Origin of the sequence: Flavobacterium sp. ACN2, from assembly GCF_002303885.1 — a bacterium.
In the GTDB taxonomy this organism is placed as follows: Bacteria; Bacteroidota; Bacteroidia; order Flavobacteriales; family Flavobacteriaceae; genus Flavobacterium.
In genome coordinates, this window is the sequence record NZ_MRCM01000020.1 from 33,345 (window position 1) to 59,318 (window position 25,974).

Here is a 25,974-nt window from a genome sequence, read left to right on the forward strand (position 1 = left end):
TAAAAATTTTGATAAATCTAATGAATTTTAAAAAGATTAGATTGGTTAATTTTTAAAAAATGAATTTCTTTATTATGGGTTTAATTGTTTTGAAATAAAGTTTTTTTAAGGCAGCTGTTCCTGTAATTTTTTAATTTCGTCACGAAGCTTTGCGGCTTGCAAAAAGTCTAGTTCTTTTGCCGCTTTTTCCATTGTTTTACGCTTTTCACGAATCATTTTTTCCAATTCAGCTTTAGATAAATAGGCAGTTTCTGGCTCAGCAGCAACAGGAATTGGATGGCCTAATTCATATTCTACCAATGGGTTTTTGGTGAAAGCGCTTTCGATTTTCTTGTTTAGAGCTTGAGGAGTTATATTATTTTCTACGTTGTAATTAATCTGTTTGGTTCTTCTGTAATTGGTTTCGTCAATTGTTCGCTGCATACTCGCTGTAATTTTATCAGCATACATAATTGCTTTACCATTTAAGTTTCTCGCTGCACGACCAATAGTTTGTGTTAAAGATCTATGGTTACGCAAGAAACCTTCTTTGTCGGCATCTAAAATGGCAACGAGAGAAACCTCTGGTAAATCTAAACCTTCACGAAGTAAGTTTACTCCAATAAGAACATCAAAAATACCTTTTCGCAAGTCTTGCATGATTTCAATACGTTCTAAAGTATCAACTTCAGAATGTATGTAACGGCATCGAATGCTTACTTTTGTTAAGTATTTGGCCAATTCTTCGGCCATTCTTTTGGTTAAAGTCGTAACAAGAACTCTTTCGTCTAATTCACAGCGAACCTGAATTTCTTCAATCAAGTCATCAATCTGATTTAAGCTTGGACGAACTTCAATTTCAGGGTCTAATAATCCAGTCGGGCGAATAATTTGCTCAACATAAATACCATCCGATTTTTGCAATTCGTAATCTGCAGGAGTTGCAGAAACATAAATCACTTGATTTTGCAACGCTTCAAATTCTTCAAATTTCAAAGGTCGGTTGTCCATTGCTGCAGGAAGACGGAAACCATATTCTACCAAGTTTTCTTTTCGGCTTCGGTCACCTCCGTACATGGCATGAACTTGCGAAACGGTCACGTGACTCTCATCAACCACCATTAAATAATCACTTGGAAAATAATCTAACAAGCAGAAAGGTCTTGTTCCTGCTTCACGTCCGTCAAGATATCTTGAGTAATTTTCAATTCCAGAACAATAACCTAATTCGCGAATCATTTCTAAATCAAAATTGGTTCTTTCTTCCAAACGTTTTGCTTCAAGATGTTTTCCAATTTCTTTAAAATAATCAACTTGTTTCACTAAATCCTGCTGAATTTGCCAAATCGCGCCTTGTAAAACTTCTGGAGAAGTCACAAACATATTGGCAGGATAGATTGTTAAGCGCTGAAATTTTTCTATTACCTGAGAAGTTTTGGCATCAAATGCTTCGATTTCTTCAATTTCATCTCCAAAAAAATGAATTCGATACGCATCATCGGCATAACTCGGATAAACTTCTACTGTATCTCCTTTAATTCTAAAAGTTCCAGGATTAAAATCGGCTTCAGTTCTGGCATATAAACTCTGAACTAAACTATGCAATAATTTAGTTCTCGAAATAACCTGATCACGTTTAATTTCAATTACGTTTTTCTGAAATTCAACAGGGTTTCCGATACCATATAGACAAGAAACAGAAGCTACAACCAAAACGTCACGTCTTCCTGAAAGTAGGGAAGAAGTGGTGCTTAAACGCATTTTCTCCAATTCTTCATTGATAGATAAATCTTTTTCAATGAAAACTCCCGTTACGGGCATAAAAGCTTCTGGCTGATAATAGTCGTAATAAGAAACGAAGTACTCCACCGCATTGTTTGGAAAAAACTGTTTGAACTCCGAATACAATTGCGCTGCTAAAGTTTTGTTGTGTGCCAAAACCAAAGTGGGTCTTTGCACTTCCTCAATAACATTGGCAACAGTAAACGTTTTTCCGGAACCGGTAACTCCTAATAATGTTTGGTATTTATCTCCGTCAACCACGCCTTGCGCCAATTTTTGTATGGCTTGTGGCTGATCTCCTTTTGGACTATATTCTGAAGAAACTTGAAATTTCATTTGCGTATACTGAAAATTTGGTTTTGTAAAGATACGAAGTTTGTGTAAGTAAGCAGTTTAATGTCTGTCCCGAATTGTACTAATTTGCACTAATTTTGTTTGTGAAACCAATGTAAATGCAAAGCTTATTTGTAAAAATGTGTGACAGAAAAAACTCTTAATCTAAAAGATTAATAACAGCGTCATTTACAATCTTGGGCTGATCAATAGTTAGAAAATGTCCTGCATCTTTGATGATTCTAGTTTCGCTTTTTAACAAATGTTTTTTCGCCCTTTCTAGACTTTCTTCTGAATTGATAACGTCTTTATCTCCAATTAAAACCAAAACAGGATTTTGAATCGATTCTAATTCTTTATCTGAAAAAGGCATCATTTTAAGCATACTAGAATTGGATTTTGCATATTTATTAGCCAAATAAAACTGTCTTTTATAAATACGGCTTATGTTTTCAGGATGAGTTGAAAAAGTGGATACGGTTTTGCTGAATTTCTTTTCGCTCGGAAAAAGTTTCAGCATTAATGCAGAAGTCGTTTTTCTGGGTTTATCAAGAAATTTAAAAGTCTGTGCAGGACTTAATAAAACAATTTTATCTATCGAATTTGGCTTTTGAGTTGCTAATAATGTAGCAATCCATCCGCCTCGTGAAGCCCCGATTAGATCAAATTTCTTTAATTTGTAATGATCGAAAATTTCGTTATAAAAAACAACAATATCATCAGATGAAAGCGGTTTTGCGGTTAGATGGGATTTGTTGGGTTCCATGATAAAATCGATGGCGTAAATGCGATGATTTTTGGCTAGAACTTTAATGTTTGGGTACCACATGGTAGAACTCGCGTCCATTCCGTGAAGTAAGACTAGGCTTTTCCCGTTTCTTGGCCCTGCGATTACAATATGTGCGGTTCCAAAACTTGTTTTTACGTCTTCTTCAGTGTATGGAATGTTCCAAAGTTTTAAAGCTTTGTCGTAAGCAGTTTGGTATTTTGCTTCTTCGGCTTTGGTTTTAAAAACGTAATCGTCAAATTTTGCTTTTTTTGAAGCACAACTTGTCACTAAAAAAAGTACAATTGCTAAGCGGGAATATATTTTTAATATCATAATAAAATTCAATTTTCAGCTTAAAGTTACGATTAGAGTAGGTGAAAAGGGTATCAGAATTTTATTTTAAAATATCATAATTTTAAGATTTATCGTTTTTGGAGGTCAAATAATAAATCTGTACAAAAGCTAAAATCGCGTTCGGAATAATTACCGGCCACAGCCATTGGTTGAAATCTCTGTAATCATTTAAAAAAATGCCGTAAATGACAAAACAGATACAGCCCAACATATTAATGAATCGGATTGCTCTAAGGTTTTTTAGCAAAAAACCTCCAACGATAAATACAGATGCGAGATAACCAATGTATTCTGCCATAATCTTGATTTTAAATAGTTTACAATAAATGTAGCAAAAGCTAATTATAAAATCAAGGTTTTGTTTTGGAAATGAGTTCTTTAGTTAGAAAAAGGATTATAATTTCTTGGGATTACGACTTGTATGGCGAATTCTTAAAATATGAATTTCATTGAAAGTTATTTTGTATGATATCCTATAACTGTAGATTTCATATGCGCGATAATCTCCATTGTTTGGAATTTTCATTTCATCCAATTCGTAAATTTCCCAGTTTGTTTTTAAGATTGTTACGGAGTTGTAAATAGTATCAATTACTTTGTTTGGGATATTCTTACTTTTAGATTCTTTAAATATATGAAAGTATATCTTTTCAAGCTGATTTTTAGCAGCTTTAGACCAAATTATTTCTTTTTCCATTGCTCAATTTGATCCTTAATTTCATTATGAGAGTAGAAATTGCCACTTTGAATATCTTCTTCGGCAACTTTTAAATCTTCATTGTATCTTTCAGAATAATTGACAGGAGTTTTACGACTATCTAAAATTGTTTTTAGTGCAGATAAAAATTGATCGTCATCAATTTTTCCAATTTCAGAAATTAAAATATTTTTAAGCTCGAGAGTGTTCATGATTGCATAATTTTATCGAAGTTACAAAACAAAACGATACTATTGGTTTTGAAAATCTTAAAATTTCCAAGAGTTATGCTCAGTATCATTTAGGAAGCTCCAAGCCACAATTCGGCTATTTTTTTGTCCTTGCGACATTTCGATTGTTTGGACAGAAACGGCGTTTACTTTTTTCAAGATTTTGTAAATCGAAGAAAGATTTTCTTTTTTAGAAACCAGAGTGGTAAACCATAAAACTTGCGAAGGATATTTAGCGCTTTCGTAAATCATTTGCGTGATGAATCCGATTTCGCCGCCATTGCACCACAATTCGGCATTTTGTCCCCCAAAATTCAAAACGGGATTTGTATTTCTTTTTTCTTTCGGATTTAAATTAGAAACTTTTCTGGAAGTACTTTTGTTAGCTTCCTCTGCAGATGCATGAAAAGGCGGATTACACATCGTGAATGTAAAACGATCTTCGGGCGTGATAATATTTTTAAAAATAAATCGCGGTTCAGTCTGTTGTTGCAAACTGATAGAATCGATTAATTCTAGATTGGCTTCGATAATTTTACTGCAATTTTCGATTGATTTTTGATCAATATCTGTTCCGACAAAACTCCAGTTATAAATCGAATTCCCTAATATCGGATAGATTAAATTGGAACCCGTACCGATATCTAATCCTAAAACATGCGAAGTTTCTGGAATTTGATTATTGTTGCTTTCGGCCAATAAATCGGCGATATAATGAATATAATCGGCACGTCCTGGAATTGGTGGGCAAAGATAATTTTTAGGAATATCCCAGTTTTGAATGCCGTAATAGGTTTTCAGTAAAGCCTTGTTTAATGTTTTTACAGCAGACGGATTACTAAAATCAATAGTTTCGATTCCGTATTTATTTATAGAAATAAAAGCTTTCAATTCTGAGCAATTTGAAATCAGTTTTTCAAAATCATATCGGTTTCGATGAAGATTTCTTGGGTGTAAATTGCTTTTTTCGGAATTGTCGTTTGTTTTCATTTTCATTGATTTCGAGTGCAAAGATAGGTATTCCTTTTTTGTAGAAAGAGTTGTTTTGAAAATGAGTGCCTAGCCCTGATGGGAGCGGCATCCTTTTGTGGTGGGGTTCACCACAAAAGATATAGCGGACAGCAGGAATTAGCTTCTAATCAAAACACTCCATTAAAAGCAAATCCCCTTCAAGATGTGTAATGGTTACAATGCCATCTTTTTCGACAGAATTACTGCTTCCGGTTCTGTAGCCCATTGTAAGTGTGTCGTTGTTTAATTCGTACTTTAAATTGGCAGAAGAAATTCCGTTTACAACACCAATTGGAATAAGTGAAATTGGTGTTTTAGCGGTATACCATTTCTCAAATTTTGTTGGAAGTAAAAATATTTTTGAATGATCGTCTAAGATTACAATTTTGAGTAAATTTCTGTAACGAACAATCTGTGTAAGGTTTGTAATCGTATGATCGGCGCGTTTTCCGGTTGCCCAAACAACATTTACGGCAGGAATTTTTCTTTCGATAAGATAATCAAAAGCCTTTTCTAGATCTGTTTTATCTTGATCTGGCGTATGAACGATTTCGATTGGAAATTGCGAAGTTTTATAAATTTCAGGATCAAAACCGCGGTCAAAATCACCCAAAAGCACATCGACTTTTATGCCTAATTCAATCACTCTTTCAATAGCCGAATCTAATACGATAACCAGTGGCGACCATTCTAATAATTGTCCTAATAATTCGGGATCGCAGGCTGCGCCATTTGCAATTATTAAAGCGGGTTCTTGATCGTCGCGAACTATATGGTGTGATGACATAAGCGTTTTTTTGAATGTGGTGTAAAGGTACGGGTTAGAATTTTAGATTTATGATTTTAGATTTTAGATTTTTTTAAAATCGTAGTAAAAATCTACAATCTACAATCAGAAATCAAGAAGTCTTCTGTGGTAATTGATTTGTCCTAAATGATACGCTAAATGCGCTGAAAGATGAATTAAGAAAAAACCTGTTGTCATTTCTTTTTCAAAAACAATCTGAGGATAAATCTGTTCTAAATCTTTTTCAGTTAAGGAATCTAAACTTTTATTGATCACTTCAATCGTGTCTTCGATTTTAGAAATCAATTCTACTTTTGGAATATCTTTTAATGAAAACTCTAACGGACGATTTCGCACATAACCTGTTTTGCCTATTTCTGCGCCAATGTAAGTATTAAGATTGCCAATTAAATGCAAACATAAGTTTCCAGCTGAATTGGAAATGTTTTTATCTATTACCCAAATTTGTTTTTCGAATTCGTAAGATTCGATCTCAAATTTTAGTTTGTTAAGATCTCTATTAAAAAGAATTTTTAGTGATTCTATAACCATTTTAATTTCTGTTTTTTATCGGTATCCAGATTTCTTCTTCAGAAGTTGGGTCGTCTTTTTTGTATTTATGATCCATTACGGCAAAATGCGGTCTGTCATCTACCGTGTATTCCGAATTTGGGAGCCATTCTGCAAAAATGTAATGATATGTTTTATGAGCTTCTGTTGCTGGGCCTAAATGAAGAAAAACGGCATATAAACCATCTGGAACAATTAAAGTTTTCATTCCTTCTGGAATAGTTTGATAGTCTGAAACTTCTACTGCGGCCCATTTCTGGAAACTGTCATTAGGATCAAAATTATCAAAATGATTTTCTGCATAAACCTCTAGAGAATATAAATTGGCATCAATAGCATTTTTTATTTCTTTTCGATTGGGCATAAAACCACTCCATAATTGAAAAGTTTTATTCTCGATAAATGACATTTCGATAGAATGTCCAACGAGTTTTTTCTCGGTTAAGTTTTTAATGATGGGTAGCATAATTACTCAATTTTGTATTTCTGTGTACTGGTTTCGCTTAGAGAGAAATACCCAAGCGGATAATTATTTTTGTCTGTTGTATTGATGATGTTTCCTTTTACGGTGGCTGGCGGCGATTGAAACGGACCTCCAACATTACTTCCCGCTATACTTACCAAGATGTTCATGTAATTATAATATTGCTTAGAAATCCCGTAATGCGTTACTTCGACTTCATCTCCTGCTTTTAAATCTTCATCAATGGCGCTGCTGAAAATTTCATTTCCCTGATAGAATTTATCTTCAGACACATAATAATTTGAAGTTACTTTATTCGAATAGACATATTTAAATAAATAAAAATTGTCTTCCTCTGCAGGATCTGTAAAATAAGCTTTTATTTCGATATCTTCTCCTGTAAAACCGCTGTTATTTTTTTGTTCGATTCGATTAATTGGCGCTACTGATTTTAAAACTTCAGATGCTGTGTAAGTGTTTCCTTTGTCGATAACGGTTAGAGTATATTCTTCATTAATTTCAGGTCTGAAATTAGGGCAGATATAACGCCCTGTATTATTAAATTCAATAAAATTAAATTTCTGATTTTTGCTATTTGTCACATAAACCACCGCATTTGATACTGCAGGAATTACATTCTCAAAATAACCTGTTGTCGATGTTAATCTGATAACTTGTTGTTTTCCAGTCGTGCCCTTTTCCCAAGTTATAGCGGCTTCTATCACCAGTTTTGGAGGAGCTGTATCTAAGTCAACATCAACTACTTCTTCGCAACTAGTGAAAAACAATGATGTAAAAAATACGATTAAAAAAACTAATTTTCTCATAAGCTTATTTTTAGTTTTTGAACTGATTTTTTTAGAATTTGAAATTATAACTTACTGCAGGAACAATTCCGAAAATGGATAATCTCACTGCTTCATTTGCTCCTGTATCGACATTTTGCCTAAAGTTGATTGAAGCGGCATTCATTCGATTATAAAGATTGTAAATACTGAAAACCCATTCGCCTTTCCAGTTTCTATTTTTGTTGTTGCGCGGCGTTAGTGTTGCAGAAATATCCAAATGATTATAAGAAGGAAGTCGATTTTCGTTTCGTAAACCATAACTTGGAACTATAATGCCTAGATATTGGTACTGCCCGTTCGGATATGTTACGGGTTGTCCTGACTGCAATGCAAAGTTAGCACCAAATGACCATTTTTCGTTTAAATTGTATGCAGATGTAATCGCTAAATTATGCGTTTTGTCATAAGCAGATGCGTACCATTTGCCATCGTTAATGCCAATTTCTTCTGGAGTTCTTCCTGGAGTCTGTTGTTCTGATCTTGAGAGCGTGTACGAAATCCAGCCATTAAATCGGCCTTTGTTTTTCTTTATCATCAGTTCTAAACCATATGAGCGCATCTGACCATTTAAAATAACCTGTTCTATGGCATTGTTGGCAATTAAATCGGCTCCGTCAATATAATCCAGTCTGTTTTGTATTTTTTTGTAATAGGTTTCTACTTCTAGCGAATAAGCGTCATTATAAATATTTCTAAAATAACCTAGCGCCACCTGATCTGCAAGTTGAGGTTTAATGTAATTATCGCTCGGCATCCAAACATCTAGCGGAGTAGGAGATGAGGTATTAGAAATTAATTGAAGATATTGCGCCATTCTATTGTAACTCGCTTTTAGAGCTTGTTCTTCGTTTAATTGGTACGAAATAGAAAAACGGGGTTCAAGATTGTTGTAACTCGTAATGACTTTGTTTTTGCCAAAATATTGTGTTGAAGTTGGCGTGCCTTTTTCGTAAATCTGCATGTCGGTATTAAAAACTACGGCTTCATTGTTATCGTAGTAATTAATAGTGGAAGCGCCTAATCTGTAAAATAAGCTGTAACGCAATCCGTAAGCGACAGTAAGTCTTTTAGAAATTTGACTTTCGGCATCTAAATAAATAGAAGGCTCAAAAGCATATTTTCTGTCTAATTGATCTGGATTAATACCAGAATCTTCCCCAGTTGGTTTTATGGTTCCTGGATTAAAGTTGTAATAAATTCCATTAACGCCATAATTCAGTTTTAATTTGTCTGAAAGATAATGTTTGAAATCGTATTTGATGTTATAGTTTTTGATTCCTGAATCCCAATTGAAACCAACAAAATCAAGATCCAATCCGTAATAGTAATCACTGTAAATTAAGGATAGATTGGAGAATAATTTATCAGAATACAGATGATTCCATCTCAGATTTAAAGTTGAATTTCCATAAGTATTGGTAAAACTTTTATTTAATCTGAAAACGTCTCGTCCAAAATATCCAGATAAATACAAACTGTTATTATCGTTGAGTTTATAGTTTAATTTGGTATTTAAATCATAAAAATAAGCAGCATTGTCTTTGTTGTCTTCAGAAAGTTTAAGAAAAAGATGCGCATAAGAAGCCCTTCCGCCAATCAAAAAAGAACCTTTGTCTTTTACAATTGGACCTTCTGCCAGTAAACGGCTCGAAATTAATCCGATTCCGCCATTCATATGAAAATCTTTACTGCTCCCGTCTTTTTGATAAATTTCTAAAACAGAAGAAGCTCTTCCGCCATAGCGTGCAGGAATTCCGCCTTTATACAGTTTTAAATCTTTAATAGCATCTGGATTAAAAACCGAAAAGAATCCGAAAACGTGAGACGAATTAAAAATAGTCGCTTCATCTAAAAGAATAAGGTTTTGGTCTGCACCGCCTCCGCGGACATTAAATCCGGAAGCTCCTTCACCTGCATTGGTAACGCCAGGAAGTAATAAAATAGATTTCAAAACGTCCACTTCTCCTAAAACAACAGGCATTTTTTTTATGGTCGAAATGGAGAGTTTGTTCACGCTCATTTCTGGCGATTTGATATTGGATTTGCTTTTGTTTTCTGTAATGATGACTTCCTGCAGTTCTTCGCCACCTTCTTTGAGCGAGAAATTGCTTTTTATATTCTGATCTAAAACAATATTTTTTTGAATGGTTTGATAGCCCACGTAGCTAATTTCGATTTCATATTCGCCTTTGGGTACAGAAAGAGAATAAAAGCCGTATTCGTTGGTTGTGGTTCCAATTTTTAAAGCTGGAATAAAGATATTAACTCCAATTAAAGTTTCGTTGTTTTTACTGTCGCTGATAGTTCCGCTTAAAGTAAATTTTTCCTGCGCAAATGAGGTGAAGATCGTTAAAATGAAAAGAAGAAATGTACAGGTATTTTTTGTAATCATTATATTGATTTTGATTTACATAGATAATGAATTCTTACTAAATATTCTTACGGAACTTTTGTTAAACATAAGTTAAGATAAAAAAAGGACAACCTTTGTGGGTTGTCCTTTTTGTTTATTTCGAAATACAGATGTATTCTGAATTATTTGATTTTAGCAACAATAGCGTTGAAAGTTTCACTAGGACGCATTGCTTTGCTTATTAACTCAGGAGTTGGTTGGTAGTAACCTCCAATGTTCTGAGCTTTTCCTTGGGCAGCAATTAATTCTGCATCGATTTTAGCTTCGTTAGCTTCAAATTCAGCAGCAATTGGAGTAAAGATAGCTTGCAATTCAGCATCTTTAGTTTGAGCAGCCAAAGCTTGAGCCCAATAGAAAGCTAAATAGAAGTGAGAACCACGGTTGTCAATTTGACCTACTTTACGAGCTGGAGATTTATCGTTTGCTAAGAATTTATCGTTAGCTTGATCTAAAGTTTCAGATAAAACAATAGCTTTAGAGTTGTCTAAAGTTTGTCCTAAATGCTCTAAAGAAGCACCAAGAGCTAAAAATTCTCCTAATGAATCCCAACGTAAGTATCCTTCTTCTGTAAATTGCTCAACGTGTTTAGGAGCAGAACCTCCAGCACCCGTTTCAAACAATCCACCACCATTCATTAACGGAACGATAGAAAGCATTTTAGCAGAAGTTCCTAATTCTAAGATTGGGAATAAATCTGTTAAGTAGTCACGTAAAACGTTTCCTGTTACAGAGATCGTATCTAAACCTTTGATGATTCTGTCTAAAGTAAATTCTGTAGCAGCAATTGGGTTTAAAATACGAATATCTAAGTTTGTAGTATCGTAGTCTTTAAGGTATTTTTGAACTTTTACGATCAATTCTCTATCGTGTGCTCTATTTTCGTCTAACCAGAAAACAGCAGGAGTACTAGATAAACGAGCTCTGTTTACAGCCAATTTAACCCAGTCTTGAATAGGAGCGTCTTTTGCTTGACACATTCTAAAAATGTCATTAGCTTCAACATTTTGCTCCATTAAAACATTTCCGTTTGCATCAACCACACGTACAACACCGTCACCTTTAATTTGGAAAGTTTTATCGTGAGATCCGTATTCTTCAGCTTTTTGAGCCATCAATCCAACGTTAGGAACACTTCCCATTGTTTTCGGGTCAAAAGCACCATGTTTTTTACAGAAATCGATAGTTGCAGTATAAACTCCAGCATAAGATCTATCTGGAATAACAGCAAATGTATCTTGTGCTTTACCTTCTTTATTCCACATTTGTCCAGAAGTACGGATCATTGCTGGCATAGAAGCATCAACAATTACGTCTGAAGGAACATGTAAGTTTGTAATTCCTTTATCAGAATTTACCATTGCTAAAGCTGGTCCGTTTGCGATTGCCTGATCGATAGCAGCTTCAACTTCTGCTTGCTCAGGTCTTCCAGCGATTTTAGCGTAGATATCGCCTAAACCATTTCTAGTGTCAACGTTTAATTCAGCAAATAAAGAAGCGTATTTTTCGAAAACATCTGCAAAATATACTTCAACGATAGCGCCAAAGATAATTGGATCAGAAACTTTCATCATTGTAGCTTTTAAGTGTACAGAAAGTAACACTCCTGCAGCTTTAGCTTCAGCGATAACATCAGCAGCAAAAGCTTTTAATTTGCTTACGCTTAAAACAGAGCTATCAATAATTTCTCCAGCTTTTAATGGCGTACTTGCTTTAAGAACAGTTGCAGTTCCGTCTTTAGCAACAAATTCGATTTTTACATCATTAGCTTCATTTACAGTCAGTGATTTTTCACTTCCGTAAAAATCACCGCCTGACATAGAAGCCACTTTAGTTTTTGAGTCAGCAGACCAAGCACCCATAGAGTGCGGGTTTGCTTTTGCAAAGTTTTTAACTGCTCTTGGAGCTCTACGGTCAGAGTTTCCTTCACGTAAAACTGGGTTTACAGCAGAACCTAATACTTTTGCATATTTAGCTTTAATTTCCTTTTCAGCATCGTTTTGTGGATCTTCTGGGAAATTTGGTACGTTGTATCCGTGCGATTGTAATTCAGCAATAGCCGCTTTTAATTGTGGTACAGATGCTGAAATGTTTGGTAATTTGATGATGTTAGCTTCTGGCTGAGTTGCTAATTGACCTAATTCTGCCAATGCATCTCCAGTTTTTTGAGCATCTGTCAAAGAATCTGGGAAATTTGATAAAATTCTTCCTGCCAGCGAAATATCTCTGGTTTCGATTTCAATTCCAGCTGTTGCTGTAAAAGCTTGAACAATTGGTAACAAAGAGTAAGTTGCCAATAACGGCGCCTCATCAGTTAAGGTGTAAAAAATTTTTGATTTATTCATTTTCTTTTTTTTTTATAATCGTATCGTCAGGAGTTAACGATGTAAAAGATATATTCGGCTCAAAATGAGCGGAGCAAATATAATAAAATCACAACGAAAACGGTTGAGTTTTGATGAGAAAAGACGAAATTAACAGATTGTTATTTCGAGCTCGTTAAATTGCTAAATCGATGATTTTGGTATTAAAAAATTACGGTTTTGTTAGTGGTAGAAATAGAACATAAAAAAAACTCGTTTCAAGCAATATGAAACGAGTTTTTTATAACAGATTGATAAATGATTATCTTCTTTTATCTTTAATCTTAGCTTTTTTACCAGTAAGTTGTCTGAAGTAGAAAATTCTAGCTCTACGTACAGCACCTTTCTTGTTGATTTCGATTTTTTGTAAAGCTGGTAAGTTTACTGGGAAGATACGCTCAACTCCAATAGCTCCAGACATTTTACGAATAGTAAAAGTTTCTGTGTTACCAGAACCTCTTCTTTGAATAACAACTCCTTTAAAAAACTGAGTTCTAGTTTTTTCACCCTCTTTAATTTCGTAGAAAACTGTAATAGTATCTCCAGCTCCAAATACAGGGAAATCTTTTCTAGCAACGAATTCGTCTTGAACGAATTTTAATAAATCTGCCATGATAATTTTTTATTATTGTTTTTAATAGAGTAACATTCACGGATCTCGCCAGAGGTTAGTCTAATTCGGGTGCAAATGTAAAAAATAATTATAAATTATGAATTATAAATTGTAAATTATTTTAACTGTTTGATAAAATGTGTTTTATGGTTCTAATTTATGGTTTTTGTTGTTATTAATGTTTGAACATGAGAATTGTATTTTTGCTATGTTATTTAAGGTGAAATCTTACATTTGTATAGGTTTTGATTAAAATACGATGGATAAAAATTATATGAAAGAATATATCGATTTTTCTAATGAATTTAGAAAATCGAATGGTTCTAAAGAAAGTGTTGAGAAAATGTATGACCTTTTGTATGAACTAGAAAGCATTGAGAAAAACAAACAGGAAAGTTTAGTTCTTTCAAATGTTTATATTCTTTTGGGTTTTCATAGATCAGCTTTTGAAACTTTTAAAGAAGCTGCAGATTCAAAAAACACAAAGGATACTTCTAAACTGTATTTTTTGGAGCAGAAAGCGAATTCGCATGAAAACAATTTTATTATAAAGGATCTTAGGAAACTTAGAGGGAAAAAAGAAAAAGTGCAATTAGTTCTGAATGATTTCTCACAGTCAAAAAAAGACGAAAAGAAATTTAAAATTAAAAACAAAAATATTGTTGTATTTAATAAGGTTCTTGAAAAAGGTAAATTTTCGATTTACTTACCAAATAATCATATTGAAGCGTATTTTGATAAAATAGTTGAGCACATTAATTGGCTTTCAAATTGTAAAAACGAATTAATTGATTTTTATAACAAAGAACAATATGATTCGCAAATTAGAGCAGATCTTGATTGGTATGATACTTTAGAATTATATCGAGTTTTAATAATTATTAATGATGATGGTACTTTCACATCTGTTACTGCTGGAGATGATTTTTACCGAGATCATTTGCTGGACATAGAACTATCTGGCAATCACATTACATCTATGAATTATAGCGGATAGATTTTAGTCTCAGTCACAGTTTTCGGTCTCAGTCACTAAAAACTGAACACTAAACACTGATTACTATTTATCTTCCAACAAATCTGGTCGTCTATTTTTAGTATGTTCATACGCCATGTCTTCTCGCCATTTGTCGATTTTGGCTGCGTGTCCGCTGGTTAAAACTTCTGGAACTTTCCATCCTTTATAATCTGCAGGTCTTGTATATATTGGTCCTGAAAGTAAATTGTCCTGAAAACTATCTGTTAAGGCTGAGGTTTCGTCACTTAAAACACCAGGAATTAATCGAATTAAAGCATCAGATAAAACTATGGCGCCCAATTCTCCTCCAGATAAAACATAATCGCCAATCGAGATTTCTTTTGTAATGAAATGATCTCTAACTCTTTGGTCAACACCTTTGTAATGTCCGCACAAAATGATAATGTTTTCATACATTGACATCTTATTTGCCATTTTTTGGTCTAAAGTCTCGCCATCTGGTGACATATATATTACTTCGTCGTATTCTCGCTGACTTTTCAAATGCGTAATGCAATCATCAATAGGCTGAATTGTCATTACCATTCCGGCACCTCCACCAAAAGGATAATCATCTACACTTTTTTGTCTATTTGTACTGTAATCACGAAGATTGTGAAAATGCACTTCGACCAAACCTTTATCAATGGCGCGTTTCATAATTGAGGCCTCAAACGGACTTCTTAATAATTCGGGTAAAAGTGTAATAATGTCAATTCGCATCTTTATTCGATAATTTTCTTTCTGGCAAAGATACAAATATTGCAGAGAGTCTTTTGGTAATAATTATATAACATAATTTTTGAATTGTATAAAATTTAAAGTAATAACTTTATTTATTATTACAATGTTGATTATCAGATAATAATATCCAAATGCCGAACATAAATTTAAACTTAGTTATGAAAAAAACAATACTAATTCCCGCTGTATTTGCACTCTTTATGTCGTGTGCAAGTACCAATACGGCAAGTGTAGCCGTGGGAGAAGAAAAATCGAAAGTCCTCAAGATCCTAGGTAATCCGGTAAGAACCTTAGATAATAATCGAAATGGAGAAATACTAGTCTATGCAGATCAGGTTTTTTCTGAAGACGGAACAACGTCTTTGGCCGGATCAAATTACTGGCGTTATAATTATATTTATATAAATACAGTTGGTAAAGTAACGGCAACACGACAAGAGAAACAGAATTATCCGCCTCAAGCAATTGATTCTGTAAAAATGGAAGGACTAAACTTATTGACTTCTAAGTAATTTTTTGGCCTATATTTTTATACAATTCGTATTTTTAGATTTATTTAGAAATACGAATTGTTTATTTAATGACTTCACCCAAAATAAAAATCCTTGCCATATCTGGAAGTACGAGAAGTAATTCCAGTAATTTCAAAATTCTGAAATACATTTCAAATTATTTAAAACCTAATTTTGAAATAGAAATTTTCGAAGATTTAGAAAGCCTTCCTCATTTTAATCCCGATTTAGATACTGATAATCCTCCGCAAGAAATCACTTCATTTAGAAATAAAATAAGAGATGCTGATGGCATTATTATTTGCACGCCCGAATACTTGTTTAGTCTTCCGGGAAGTTTAAAAAATGCTTTAGAATGGTGTGTTTCAACCACGATTTTTTCAAACAAAAATACAGGTCTTATTACAGCTTCTGCCTCTGGAGAAATGGGACATGAGCAGCTTTTGTTGGTAATGAAAACGCTTGAAGCTAAATTTGATGATGCAACACAGCTTTTAATTCAGGGAGTTCGCGGAAAAGTTAGCGCTGAAGGCGAAATCGCATCAGAAGAAACTGCAAAAGCACTTCAAAATTTTGCAGAAAACGTTAAGAATCAATTTTTATAATATATTTACTTTCTGAAATTTATATCATAAAATGATTAGCAGAAGAAATTTTATCGTAACCACAGGTCTTGCTACAACTGCTGTTTGGGCTTCACCATCATTTGCATTTTCTATGAATAAAAAAGAAATAGGCTTACAACTGTATACGCTTCGTGAAGAACTTCCGAAAGATGTAAAAGGAACTTTAGAAAAAGTTGCCCAAGCAGGTTATACCAATGTCGAAACATATGGTTTTTCGACAAAAGATCAGTTTTGGGGATTAACGCCAAAAGAACTTAAAAAGATTTTATATGATAATGGATTGAAAGCCGTTAGCGGACATTACAATTTAGGAAGCTTTTTGTACGATGGAAACACCGAGGAACTAATTGCATCAATTGAAGCTGCTAAAATTCTAAAAAGCGAATTTCTAACTGTTCCGTGGGTTGATGAACCTTTCAGAAGAAATATTGCAGATTATAAAAAGATAGCCGCTCGTGTAAATGAAGCCGCAAAAATGTGTAAAAGTGCAGGTTTGAAACTGGCTTATCATAATCATGATTTTGAATTTCAAAAGCACGATGGCGTAACGGGTTATGAAATTTTATTAAAAGAAACGGATAAAGATTTGGTCTTTTTTGAATTGGATTTGTATTGGGTAATTCATTCTGGAAATGATCCTTTAAAATTATTCAAAGAAAATCCCGGCCGCTTTAAAATGTGGCACGTAAAAGATAAAGACAAAATAAATAAGGATCTAAATACCGAAATTGGTTCTGGAACAATCGATTTTAAACCTATTTTCAAAGAAGCAAAACAATCGGGAATAGTTCATTTTTTTGTAGAACAGGAGAATAATTTTGCTTCAAATTCTTTTGAATCCATTAAAACGAGTTGCGATTTTATTTCGAAAAATTTAATCTAATTCATGTTTATGAAGAGACTTTTTTTATTGGTATTTGTAATTCTTTGTTCATGTCAATCTGATAAAAAGGAAAAAGAAAGTTCGTTGCCACAACAAACTTTACAGCAAATATTACCTCCTGAGCCTTATTTTGTAGATATTAAAGTTAATGATGTTAAGCTTGCTGAGCCAGTTTTTGGAAATTGGCTGTATTCTCGTAATGAAAAAGGGCAGACTTTTGAGCAGTTTATTAAAACAAAACATGTTGTTCCATCCAAAGAAGAAAATATTATTTATCTGCAGCCTATAGGAACATTTAATTCGTTGCAAGTCAAACAAATTGAATTGGTTCGTCAATATTTGCAAATATTTTTTCAGCTAGAAACCAAAGTTTTAAAAGATGTTTCAAATGATATTATTCCGAATAATGCTAGAAGAATTGGAGCTGTTGGGCAGGAACAATTTTTAGCAGGTTATATTTTAACCGATGTGTTAAAAAAAGAAAAGCCCGATAAAGGAGTTGCTTTAATGGCCATAACAGAAAAAGATTTGTACCCAAAGCCAGAATGGAATTATGTTTTTGGATTAGCATCTTATAGGGATAAAATTGCGGTAAGTTCGATGTACAGAATGCAAAAAGAAGCAGACTTTAATTTGAGTTTAGATCGATTATTGAAGATTTGTTCACACGAAATAGGGCATATGTTCGGTTTGCATCATTGCATTGAAGCGAATTGTGTTATGAACGGAACAAATAGCATGGTAGAAACAGATAGGCATTCCCTTAGATTGTGTTCTCTTTGTCAAAGAAAACTAAATTCGGGATTAAAATACGATAATAAAAAAAGGTTACTTGAGTTAGAAAAGTACTTCAAGGGAAATAAATTAAATGAAGGTTTAGAATTGATGGAAAAAGACCTTAAAAGCATTCAATAAAAATAAAAAGATTATGAGTATAGGAACAAGCAAGGAATTTATAAAAGGAGATGAAATCGAGTGGGAAGTAGTCGGAGAAGGAATAAAACGCAAAATTTTAGCTTTTGATGAAAGAGTGATGCTGGTAAATGTGCATTTTGAGAAAGGCGGAATTGGTGTTTTACACGAACATTATCATACACAAGTTACTTACATAGCAAGCGGAAAATTCGATGTTACGATAAACGGTGTGACCGAAACGTTAAAGGAAGGCGATAGTTTTTACATTCCGCCTCATGCAATTCATGGAGTTGTTTGTTTGGAAACAGGAATGCTAACGGATGTTTTTGGCCCTGCGAGAGAAGATTTTTTAAAATCATAACAGGTTTAAAATCAGTTGATTTTTGGGTTTAAAATCCTGATCTAATCTTAAATTTAAAAATTTTATAACTTTTTTAAAGATTCAATTAAGATTAGATCGGTATTTTTGCAGCATGAATTTATCTAAAACAAATGTACTTTTTATGGCAGTTTGCACTGGTCTTATAGTTGCAAATCTTTATTACTGCCAGCCTTTGATTGTTTTAATTGCCAACGAATTTAAAATTCCTGAAGCCAGCGCTGGAACAATAACCTATCTAACTCAAGCAGGTTATGCGATCGGACTGTTTTTTATGGTTCCGCTTGGCGATAAAATAGAACGAAAAAGGCAAATTTTAATGACCACTTTTGCTACTGTAATTGCTTTATTAATTGCAGCAACAGCCAAAAGTTTTCTTGTTTTGCAAATTGCTTCATTGCTAATTGGAATCACGTCGATTGTGCCACAGCTTATTCTTCCTCTTGCCGCTTCTTTAAGCGCGCCTGAAGAACGAGGAAAAGTGGTTGGAACTATTATGAGCGGACTTTTAGTTGGGATTTTGCTTTCGCGAACTTTAAGCGGATTTATCGGCCAAGTTTTAGGCTGGAGATCGATGTTTTATATCGCAGCCGGAATTTGTCTTTTAATCTTTTTTGTCATTCAAAGTAAATTTCCGCAGAATAAACCACAGTTTCAAGGAACTTACGGCCAATTAATCCAATCTTTATTTACGCTAATCAAAACGCAACCTGTTTTGCGCGAAGCAACGGCAATTAATGTTTTTAGTTTTGCTCAGTTTGGAGCATTCTGGACTACAATGGTTTTATTGCTTTCTGGCGAACCTTTTAATTTTAATAGTGCTACAATTGGTCTGTTTGGAATCGTTGGAGCTTCTGGAGCTTTGGCTGCGCCTTTGGTTGGTAAATTAGGAGATAAAGGAAACTCTAGAATTGCAGTAGGTTATGGCTGTTTATTAGTTTTAATAAGCTTTATAGTTTTCTATTTTGCTATTGAAAGTGTAATCGGTATTGCAATCGGAATTGTGTTTATTGATATCGGAATTCAAGGCGTTCACATTTCAAACCAAACACGAGTCTATTCATTATTGCCAGAAGCTAGAAACAGATTAAATACGGTGTTTATGTCGCTTACTTTTCTAGGTACCGCTGCAGGATCTGCTTATGGTTTAATGCTATGGAAATGGGGCGGATGGCACGCTGTAGCTATTGGATGTATGATTTTATCTACTTTGTCATTAATAGTCTATGGACTTACTTATAAATCAAAATCTAAAAAGGCAAAAGCGCAAATTGATTAAAAAATTAATTTGTAAATTTGCGTTCAAATTAAAAATAACAACATGGAAAACGGAATATACGCTAAATTTAATACTAGCAAAGGTTCAATTTTAGTAAAATTGACGCACGATTTGACACCGGGAACTGTAGGTAACTTTGTTGCTCTTGCAGAAGGAATTATGGAAAATAAAGTGAAGCCTCAAGGACAAAAATTCTATGACGGATTAACTTTTCATAGAGTAATTGCAGATTTCATGATTCAAGGTGGTTGTCCAAAAGGGACTGGAACTGGAGATCCAGGTTATAAATTTGATGATGAATTTCACCCAAGTTTAAAACACGATCGTCCAGGAGTTTTATCTATGGCAAATTCAGGACCTGGAAGTAATGGTTCTCAATTTTTCATTACTCACGTTGCAACTCCTTGGTTAGATAATAAACATACTGTTTTTGGAAACGTTGTTGAAGGACAAGATGTTGTTGATGCTGTTGCTCAAGGAGACAATTTAGAGTCAGTTGAGATTATCAGAGTTGGAGAAGAAGCTCAAAAATGGAATGCGATTGAAGCTTTCATTGGTTTAAAAGGTGCTCGTCTAAAAAGAGAAGCAGCTTTAAAAGCAGAATCTGAAGCAAAAATGGAACAATTAGCTGCTGGTTTTGATAGAACAGAAAGCGGTTTACGTTATAAAATGATTCAAAAAGGAGAAGGAAAAAGAGCTGAAGCAGGAAAAACAGTTTCTGTTCACTACGAAGGATCTCTAGAAAACGGAAAAGTATTTGATTCTTCTTACCCACGTAAAAAACCAATCGAATTCAAATTAGGAATTGGACAAGTTATTGAAGGATGGGACGAAGGTATTGCTTTATTGCAAGTTGGAGACAAAGCTCGTTTTGTTATTCCATCTGATTTAGGATATGGACCAGCTGGTGCTGGAGGAGTTATTCCACCAAACGCAACTTTGATTTTCGACGTTGAATTAATGGACGTAAAATAAGACTTTAAAAACAATTTAGTATTGTTTTAAATAATAATCCCATGCGCCGTAGCGTATGGGATTTTTTTATATTTACTTGAATTAAAAAAAGCAAAACCAAGAAATGAAAAAAACGATTTTAAGTTTAATGGCCATAATGTTGTTTGCAGCGGCATGTGGTACTAAAAAAACGGCTGTCGCAGAAACTGCTCCTGTTGAAAAGGAAGTTAAAACAAAAGAATTAACTCCAGAATTAGCAGAAGGCAAAAGTCTTTACGAGAACAGTTGTGCGAGATGTCATAAGCTCTATGAACCAAAAGAGTATACAAAAACAGAATGGACGCCGATTTTGGTAAAAATGGGTAAAAAAGCAAAATTAAACGAAACTCAAATGGCTTCAATTACAAATTATATTGATTCGCAATTGTAATTTAGATTTAAGTAATAAGAATAAAAAAAACTGTTCAATCGAACAGTTTTTTTGTTTTCAAATAGATATAAAAAAAACACCGTCACAAAATGAGGTGTTTTTAAATTTAAGAATGATGTACTGCAGAGTTATCTACAGCTATTACTTTTAAAGTTTTGATGCCAGCGGGTAATTCCCAATCAACTTCGTCATTTTCTTTAAACCCAATAATAGCAACACTTAAAGGTGCTAGAATTGATATTTTAGATTGTTTTACATCTGCTGCTGAAGGTAAAACGATTTGAATTTTCATTTGTTTCTTGGCTTTTACATCTTCTATCGTTACAAATGAATTGATTCGTATTACCGAACTATCCAATTCGCTTTCTTTACTAATTACAGCGCGATCTAATTCTTGCGAAAGCTGATTGGCTTCTTTAGTATTTGTCGAGTTTTTACTTTTTAAAATCAATTCTCTTAAAAATTGATAATCTGATTTACAGAAAGTGGGTGTTGGTTTCATATCTATATTGAATTTATTGTTATAAAATTTTAAATGATGTTTTCTTCTTAGAATAATCTACAAGTAAAAATTTCTCTGACTTTAACAGAATCGAAATGTTTAATCTGAAAAACAAAAAAAGATCTGATCAAAAATTGATTTTTGTCAAATAATAAAATGTTTAAGCTGATGTAAATCCTCCGTCAAAAAGAAGAAAAGTGAAGTAGACGGAGGCCTAAAAAATAAAGGCCTTATTATGTGAAATAATTACAGCAGGTAGCGGTTTTGCTAAGCAAAACGACTTTATAGAGCCTGTAATTGATACTATATTTCCCATAAGGAGGATTAAATTGATTTGCAAAGATAGTTAATCTTTTTGAATTTAGTGAGGTTTTACTTCCATTTAATGCCACAGCCCAAACTAGGTTTCTGTGGTTCTTTTAAACTTCTGTTGTAAATTAAGGCGTCAATCGCCCCTCTAAGGTCGCTTCCGCTAAGAGGAATTCCGTTGCCAGGTCTTGAATCGTCAAGTTGTCCGCGATAGAATAATTTGTCTTGATTATCAAATAAATAGAAATCTGGAGTGCAAGCCGCTTGATAAGCTTTTGCTGTTTCCTGACTTTCATCGTACAAATAAGGAAAATCAATTTTGTTTTCCATGGCAAAGTCCGTCATTAATTCTGGACTGTCTTCAGGATATTTAACAACATCATTACTAGAAATGGCAATTACTCCAAGTCCTTGAACGCGATAATCATTTGCAATCATTACAATTTCGCTTATTACATGATGCACAAATGGACAATGATTACAAATGAACATTACCAAAGTGCCTTTCGAACCTTTTAAATCTTCAAAAGAAAAAGTATTGTTCGAGTTGGTATCTTTTAAGTAAAAATCAGGTGCAACTGTTCCTAATGGAAGCATTGTTGATTCAGTTCGTGCCATTTTATTCGAAATTTGATTTTCAAAAGTAGCTTTAAAAATCTGTAAATAAAAGAGCACAATAATAAAAAATACCCAAAGAAAGCAGTTAGCTGATCCAGCTTGCTTCTTTGGATACTTTTTTAAGTTTTTATGAATTCAAAAAAGCCAGTAAATCTTCATTTAGCTTTTCTCTATCGGTATAAAAAAGTCCGTGAGGTGCACCTTCATATTCGATATAAGTATTGTTGGCTATAGATTTTGCTGCTTTTCTGGATGTAAGGTCAATTGGCACAATTTTATCATCGTCTCCGTGAATGATTAAAGTTGGAACTTTAATGAAATCTACTTCATCTCTAAAATCTGTGAATGAAAAAGATTCAGCACATTTTAAAGTAGCGCGTGGAGAAGCCGCTGAACATAAAGCTCTGTAGTATTCTAATAAAGGCGTACTTAAAGGTTTATTGATAATATTGACGCCAAAAAAAGTTTTTCCGAAATTATCAATAAAAGCAATTCTATCTTCTTTTATTGCTGCTGCCGTATTTTCGCTTTTCTCTTTTGGATGTCCGTCTGGATTATCATGCGTTTTTAGCAGAAAAGGAATGATTGACGAAATCAAAGCTGCTTTTGTAACTCCTTTTCCGCCATGACGGCTGAAATAACGAACCACTTCGCCACCGCCCATTGAGAAACCAACAAGAGTTACATTTTCTAATTCTAATTGCTCAATAATTTCCTTTAGATCATCTGCTAAAGTATCATAATCGTAACCATCCCACGGTTGAGAAGATTTTCCAAATCCGCGTCGGTCGTAGGCAATTACGCGATAATTATTTTGTACTAAATGATCAATCTGATATTCCCACATTTCATTAGAAAGCGGCCAGCCGTGAATTAAGATAACAGGTTTTCCCTGACCGTAATCCTTTACATAAAGCCTCACATTTTGAGCAGTTTCTATATATTTATCGGTATGAACCTGTTTTAAATTAGATTCAAAATCCTTAATTGACATGCATGCATTTGGTTCAGTATGTTCCATGTTATATCTTTTTACGTGAGTATTTTCGTTTTTCTTCAAGTAAAATTAGCTCGTAAGTAGAAGAAATAGGTTATAGAATTAGGCGCATTAATTACAAAATTTATAGGTTTGTAAATAATACAATTTAAAAATGGATTTAACCTGGAATGAATTTGAGCGCACAGATATGCGCGTAGGAACTATTATTGAAGTCAATGATTTTCCTGAAGCAAGAAAACCTGCCTATCAATTAACGATCGATTTTGGCTCAGAAATCGGAATTAGAAAATCATCTGCACAAATTACAAAACGATACCAAAAGGAAGATTTAGTAAATCGTCAGATTGTGGCAGTTGTCAATTTCCCAAGAAAACAAATCGGAAAGTTCATGAGTGAATGTCTGGTGCTTGGCGCAGTAGGCGAGGAAGGAGATGTTATTTTATTGGCTCCAGATTTTAAGATTCCTAATGGATTACGTATTGGGTAAGTGTTCAGTGGTCAGTTTATTAGTGATCAGTTTAGTGAAAGTTATCAGTGTTCAGTTTCTTAGTGATCAGTTTTAAAAGAGCGAAAAGAAATTAGTGTTGAGCTTTCTTTAAAAATGAATACTGAATACTAAAAAAAAACTGAACACTGACCACTAAAATACTGACCACTATTCAATCCTTTCAATCAACTTCTGCAAAATAACCTGTCCTTCTTCCCAATATTTTAAATCGGAATCAGAATTAATGTGACCTTGTTGGCCAACATTTACAAAATCACTTCCCCATTTTTCAGCGAAATATTTTTTTCTTTCAAAAGAAGCATAAGGATCATTTTCGCTTGCCACAACTACCGAAGAAAAAGGCAAGTGATAAAGCGGAATTGGCGAAAAATTTCTTGTGCATTCTGGCGTGTGTTCTGGCGAATCGACATCTGCAGGAGCGACTAAAAAAGCACCGATAACATTCGGATTATTGTATTTTTCTGCCCAATGCAAAACCAATGATACGGCTAAACTATGTGCTACTAAAATAGTTGGTTTATTAAGTTTAGAGATATTCTCGTTTAATCGGTCAAGCCATTCTTCTAGAATAGGTTCATCCCAATTATCTTGTACAACACGAATCGAGTTTTGGAATTTTTCGTGCCAAAAGGTTTGCCAATGTTTTTCTCCAGAATCTCCAAGTCCTGGTATAATTAATAGTTGTGTCTCCATTGCCGTGGAATTTTATTTAGTGATTATTTTTTGCGTTCTTTTAAAATTCGGTTTACTTCTTTTACCAAAAGAGGAAAACCAGGTTCGGTCATTCCGTGGTCGTAACCGTCCAATTCATACAATTTAGTTTGTGTGTGGCCAACCAATTTCATCATTCTGGCCATGTATGCGTTTTCTTCATAGCGTCCCAACATTTCTAATTCACGATCTCCAGTAATTAATAATAATGGCGGAGCATCGGCGCGAACGTGGTATAAAGGAGCAAATTGGTCAATTGTAGGCTGTTTTTCAGGAATTCCGTTTTCTCTTCTAATTTCAAAATGTGTAATACATTGTCCGCTAAACGGAATAAGTCCAGCAATTTGATTGGCATCAATGTTTTCTTTTTGGAGATATTTTTTATCCAGACCAATCATCATTCCTAAATATCCTCCAGCCGAATGTCCAGAAACAAAAATCTGAGATTTATCACCTCCATAATTTGCAATGTTGTTAAAAGTCCATGCAACAGCTGCTGCTGCATCTTCTATCGCTTTTTCAGCTTTTGCTTTTGGTGACAATCTATAGTTTACACCAATAATAGCAAAACCTTTATTTTTTAAAGCTTCAGGAATTTCTTTGTTTCCGCCAGTTAATCCGCCGCCGTGAAACCAAACGATTGTAGCAAATCCGGTTTTATTTTTTGGATAATAAATATCCAACACACATCTTTCGTTAATGTATTTATCTGATTTATTTACGGATGCATTATAATATTGAATATTATTTTTCGTTTCATATTCTGTATTCTGCGCAGAAAGTGAAATTCCGAAGAAGATGAAACTTAAAAGAAGAATTAATTTTTTCATTTTTATGGAAGTTGAATGTTATGAGTTATGAGGTGTAAGTTATGACGTTTAACTCTTAACCTAATAACTTTTAACTTTATACGAAAACTAAATATATAAAAAAAGTCCAAAATGCAGAACAAATTGGACTTCTACTTTATGTAGATGATTTTGATTAAATATCGTCAAAATCGATATCTGTAAAACTAGATCTTTGACTTTCAGTTTTTTCAGAACTGTATTCTTTTTTAAAGTCTTTTTGGTGTCTTTCAGAAATTACTTCTTCGCCTTTGTGGTTCAAAACATAAGAAGTCATTTCCTCTAATATTTCGGCAAAAGCACTAAAATCTTCTTTGTATAAGTAAATTTTGTGTTTTTTGAAGTGAAAAGAACCATCTTCCTCAGTAAATTTTTTGCTTTCGGTAATAGTAATGTAATAATCATCAGCTTTGGTAGCTCTCACATCAAAGAAATAAGTTCTTCTTCCTGCTCGTAATACTTTAGAAAAAATCTCTTCTTTTTCTAACATGTCATTTTCTCTCATAATACGTTCTATCATTTTTGGAAT

At 33.7% G+C, this 25,974-nt stretch carries 30 protein-coding genes; 10 read left to right on the forward strand and 20 right to left on the reverse strand.

From position 1 onward, the window contains the following. Positions 1 to 105: 105 nt before the first annotated feature. From uvrB to rplS, 13 genes are all read right to left on the reverse strand, one after another. Positions 106 to 2,097, reverse strand: coding sequence for an excinuclease ABC subunit UvrB (gene uvrB / locus BSF41_RS20455; protein ID WP_095931359.1), 1,992 nt, complete (start codon positions 2,095 to 2,097; stop codon positions 106 to 108). Between the two features lie 157 nt (positions 2,098 to 2,254). Beyond that, on the reverse strand, positions 2,255 to 3,196 hold the full coding sequence (locus tag BSF41_RS20460) for an alpha/beta fold hydrolase (RefSeq protein WP_253251865.1): 942 nt from the start codon (positions 3,194 to 3,196) through the stop codon (positions 2,255 to 2,257). A gap of 82 nt (positions 3,197 to 3,278) precedes the next feature. Then, entirely contained in the window at positions 3,279 to 3,515 is a 237-nt protein-coding gene (locus BSF41_RS20465) for a uroporphyrinogen decarboxylase (protein WP_095931360.1), read from the reverse strand. Positions 3,516 to 3,611: 96 nt separating this feature from the next. Then, a complete protein-coding gene (locus BSF41_RS20470; RefSeq protein WP_095931361.1) occupies positions 3,612 to 3,914 on the reverse strand; it encodes a type II toxin-antitoxin system RelE/ParE family toxin in 303 nt (100 codons plus the stop codon). Further along, complete coding sequence (locus tag BSF41_RS20475; protein ID WP_095931362.1) at positions 3,899 to 4,126, reverse strand: hypothetical protein; 228 nt, start codon at positions 4,124 to 4,126, stop codon at positions 3,899 to 3,901. Before BSF41_RS20475 ends, BSF41_RS20470 begins: the two co-directional genes overlap by 16 nt. A 57-nt stretch (positions 4,127 to 4,183) precedes the next feature. Continuing rightward, positions 4,184 to 5,134 carry a 23S rRNA (adenine(1618)-N(6))-methyltransferase RlmF gene (rlmF, locus tag BSF41_RS20480; protein ID WP_095931441.1) on the reverse strand — a complete coding sequence of 317 codons (951 nt, stop codon included), beginning with the start codon at positions 5,132 to 5,134 and terminating at the stop codon, positions 4,184 to 4,186. A 145-nt stretch (positions 5,135 to 5,279) separates the two neighbouring features. Beyond that, complete coding sequence (locus tag BSF41_RS20485; RefSeq protein WP_095931363.1) at positions 5,280 to 5,942, reverse strand: thiamine diphosphokinase; 663 nt, start codon at positions 5,940 to 5,942, stop codon at positions 5,280 to 5,282. Between the two features lie 105 nt (positions 5,943 to 6,047). Further along, entirely contained in the window at positions 6,048 to 6,494 is a 447-nt protein-coding gene (locus BSF41_RS20490; RefSeq protein WP_095931364.1) for a DinB family protein, read from the reverse strand. A gap of 1 nt (position 6,495) precedes the next feature. After that, on the reverse strand, positions 6,496 to 6,978 hold the full coding sequence (locus tag BSF41_RS20495) for a GyrI-like domain-containing protein (protein ID WP_095931365.1): 483 nt from the start codon (positions 6,976 to 6,978) through the stop codon (positions 6,496 to 6,498). 2 nt (positions 6,979 to 6,980) lie between these two features. Further along, positions 6,981 to 7,802, reverse strand: coding sequence for a DUF4249 domain-containing protein (locus tag BSF41_RS20500; protein ID WP_095931366.1), 822 nt, complete (start codon positions 7,800 to 7,802; stop codon positions 6,981 to 6,983). A gap of 31 nt (positions 7,803 to 7,833) precedes the next feature. Then, positions 7,834 to 10,215, reverse strand: a complete 2,382-nt coding sequence (locus tag BSF41_RS20505) for a TonB-dependent receptor (RefSeq protein ID WP_095931367.1) — start codon at positions 10,213 to 10,215, stop codon at positions 7,834 to 7,836. A 143-nt stretch (positions 10,216 to 10,358) separates the two neighbouring features. Next, positions 10,359 to 12,578: an NADP-dependent isocitrate dehydrogenase gene (locus BSF41_RS20510; protein WP_095931368.1), complete on the reverse strand. Its 2,220-nt coding sequence runs from the start codon at positions 12,576 to 12,578 to the stop codon at positions 10,359 to 10,361. 280 nt (positions 12,579 to 12,858) lie between these two features. Next, on the reverse strand, positions 12,859 to 13,209 hold the full coding sequence (rplS, locus tag BSF41_RS20515; RefSeq protein ID WP_095931369.1) for a 50S ribosomal protein L19: 351 nt from the start codon (positions 13,207 to 13,209) through the stop codon (positions 12,859 to 12,861). A 259-nt stretch (positions 13,210 to 13,468) separates the two neighbouring features. On the opposite strand from rplS, the gene BSF41_RS20520 reads away from it, so the two are divergent. Further along, positions 13,469 to 14,206, forward strand: coding sequence for a hypothetical protein (locus BSF41_RS20520; protein ID WP_095931370.1), 738 nt, complete (start codon positions 13,469 to 13,471; stop codon positions 14,204 to 14,206). A 63-nt stretch (positions 14,207 to 14,269) separates the two neighbouring features. On the opposite strand, the gene trmD is transcribed toward BSF41_RS20520, so the two are convergent. Next, positions 14,270 to 14,950: a tRNA (guanosine(37)-N1)-methyltransferase TrmD gene (gene trmD / locus BSF41_RS20525; RefSeq protein WP_095931371.1), complete on the reverse strand. Its 681-nt coding sequence runs from the start codon at positions 14,948 to 14,950 to the stop codon at positions 14,270 to 14,272. A gap of 179 nt (positions 14,951 to 15,129) precedes the next feature. Between trmD and BSF41_RS20530 the strand changes: the two genes are divergently transcribed. The 8 genes from BSF41_RS20530 (at position 15,130) to BSF41_RS20565 (ending at position 20,949) form a co-directional block, all read left to right on the forward strand. After that, entirely contained in the window at positions 15,130 to 15,483 is a 354-nt protein-coding gene (locus BSF41_RS20530) for a hypothetical protein (RefSeq protein WP_095931442.1), read from the forward strand. A 68-nt stretch (positions 15,484 to 15,551) separates the two neighbouring features. After that, entirely contained in the window at positions 15,552 to 16,088 is a 537-nt protein-coding gene (locus BSF41_RS20535; RefSeq protein WP_095931372.1) for an NADPH-dependent FMN reductase, read from the forward strand. Between the two features lie 31 nt (positions 16,089 to 16,119). Further along, positions 16,120 to 16,992 carry a sugar phosphate isomerase/epimerase gene (locus BSF41_RS20540; RefSeq protein WP_095931373.1) on the forward strand — a complete coding sequence of 291 codons (873 nt, stop codon included), beginning with the start codon at positions 16,120 to 16,122 and terminating at the stop codon, positions 16,990 to 16,992. A 9-nt stretch (positions 16,993 to 17,001) separates the two neighbouring features. Then, positions 17,002 to 17,907 carry a reprolysin-like metallopeptidase gene (locus BSF41_RS20545; RefSeq protein WP_095931374.1) on the forward strand — a complete coding sequence of 302 codons (906 nt, stop codon included), beginning with the start codon at positions 17,002 to 17,004 and terminating at the stop codon, positions 17,905 to 17,907. 10 nt (positions 17,908 to 17,917) lie between these two features. Beyond that, positions 17,918 to 18,268: a cupin domain-containing protein gene (locus BSF41_RS20550; RefSeq protein ID WP_095931375.1), complete on the forward strand. Its 351-nt coding sequence runs from the start codon at positions 17,918 to 17,920 to the stop codon at positions 18,266 to 18,268. Positions 18,269 to 18,410: 142 nt separating this feature from the next. Then, positions 18,411 to 19,565: an MFS transporter gene (locus tag BSF41_RS20555; RefSeq protein WP_253251866.1), complete on the forward strand. Its 1,155-nt coding sequence runs from the start codon at positions 18,411 to 18,413 to the stop codon at positions 19,563 to 19,565. A gap of 42 nt (positions 19,566 to 19,607) precedes the next feature. Beyond that, the gene (locus BSF41_RS20560) at positions 19,608 to 20,540 is read left to right on the forward strand and encodes a peptidylprolyl isomerase (protein ID WP_095931377.1); all 933 of its coding nucleotides are present in this window, start codon (positions 19,608 to 19,610) and stop codon (positions 20,538 to 20,540) included. 103 nt (positions 20,541 to 20,643) lie between these two features. After that, entirely contained in the window at positions 20,644 to 20,949 is a 306-nt protein-coding gene (locus BSF41_RS20565; RefSeq protein ID WP_095931378.1) for a cytochrome C, read from the forward strand. Between the two features lie 106 nt (positions 20,950 to 21,055). Here the strand turns inward: BSF41_RS20565 and BSF41_RS20570 are convergent, their stop codons facing one another. The 3 genes from BSF41_RS20570 to BSF41_RS20580 all read right to left on the reverse strand — a co-directional run bounded on the left by BSF41_RS20570 (position 21,056) and on the right by BSF41_RS20580 (position 23,399). Continuing rightward, positions 21,056 to 21,451: a GreA/GreB family elongation factor gene (locus BSF41_RS20570; RefSeq protein ID WP_095931379.1), complete on the reverse strand. Its 396-nt coding sequence runs from the start codon at positions 21,449 to 21,451 to the stop codon at positions 21,056 to 21,058. 372 nt (positions 21,452 to 21,823) lie between these two features. Next, positions 21,824 to 22,378 (reverse strand): thioredoxin family protein, encoded by a 555-nt coding sequence (locus BSF41_RS20575; protein ID WP_095931443.1) that lies wholly within the window; start codon positions 22,376 to 22,378, stop codon positions 21,824 to 21,826. A 127-nt stretch (positions 22,379 to 22,505) separates the two neighbouring features. Beyond that, positions 22,506 to 23,399, reverse strand: a complete 894-nt coding sequence (locus BSF41_RS20580; protein ID WP_095931380.1) for an alpha/beta fold hydrolase — start codon at positions 23,397 to 23,399, stop codon at positions 22,506 to 22,508. A 130-nt stretch (positions 23,400 to 23,529) separates the two neighbouring features. Here BSF41_RS20580 and BSF41_RS20585 point away from each other — a divergent pair, with 130 nt between their 5' ends. After that, positions 23,530 to 23,865 (forward strand): tRNA-binding protein, encoded by a 336-nt coding sequence (locus tag BSF41_RS20585; RefSeq protein ID WP_095931381.1) that lies wholly within the window; start codon positions 23,530 to 23,532, stop codon positions 23,863 to 23,865. A 168-nt stretch (positions 23,866 to 24,033) separates the two neighbouring features. On the opposite strand, the gene BSF41_RS20590 is transcribed toward BSF41_RS20585, so the two are convergent. The 3 genes from BSF41_RS20590 to BSF41_RS20600 form a co-directional block, all read right to left on the reverse strand. Then, entirely contained in the window at positions 24,034 to 24,579 is a 546-nt protein-coding gene (locus BSF41_RS20590) for an alpha/beta hydrolase (protein ID WP_095931382.1), read from the reverse strand. 23 nt (positions 24,580 to 24,602) lie between these two features. Beyond that, a complete protein-coding gene (locus BSF41_RS20595) occupies positions 24,603 to 25,427 on the reverse strand; it encodes an alpha/beta hydrolase (protein WP_095931383.1) in 825 nt (274 codons plus the stop codon). A gap of 154 nt (positions 25,428 to 25,581) precedes the next feature. Beyond that, positions 25,582 to 25,950 carry a PUR family DNA/RNA-binding protein gene (locus tag BSF41_RS20600; protein ID WP_095931384.1) on the reverse strand — a complete coding sequence of 123 codons (369 nt, stop codon included), beginning with the start codon at positions 25,948 to 25,950 and terminating at the stop codon, positions 25,582 to 25,584. Positions 25,951 to 25,974: the final 24 nt, after the last annotated feature.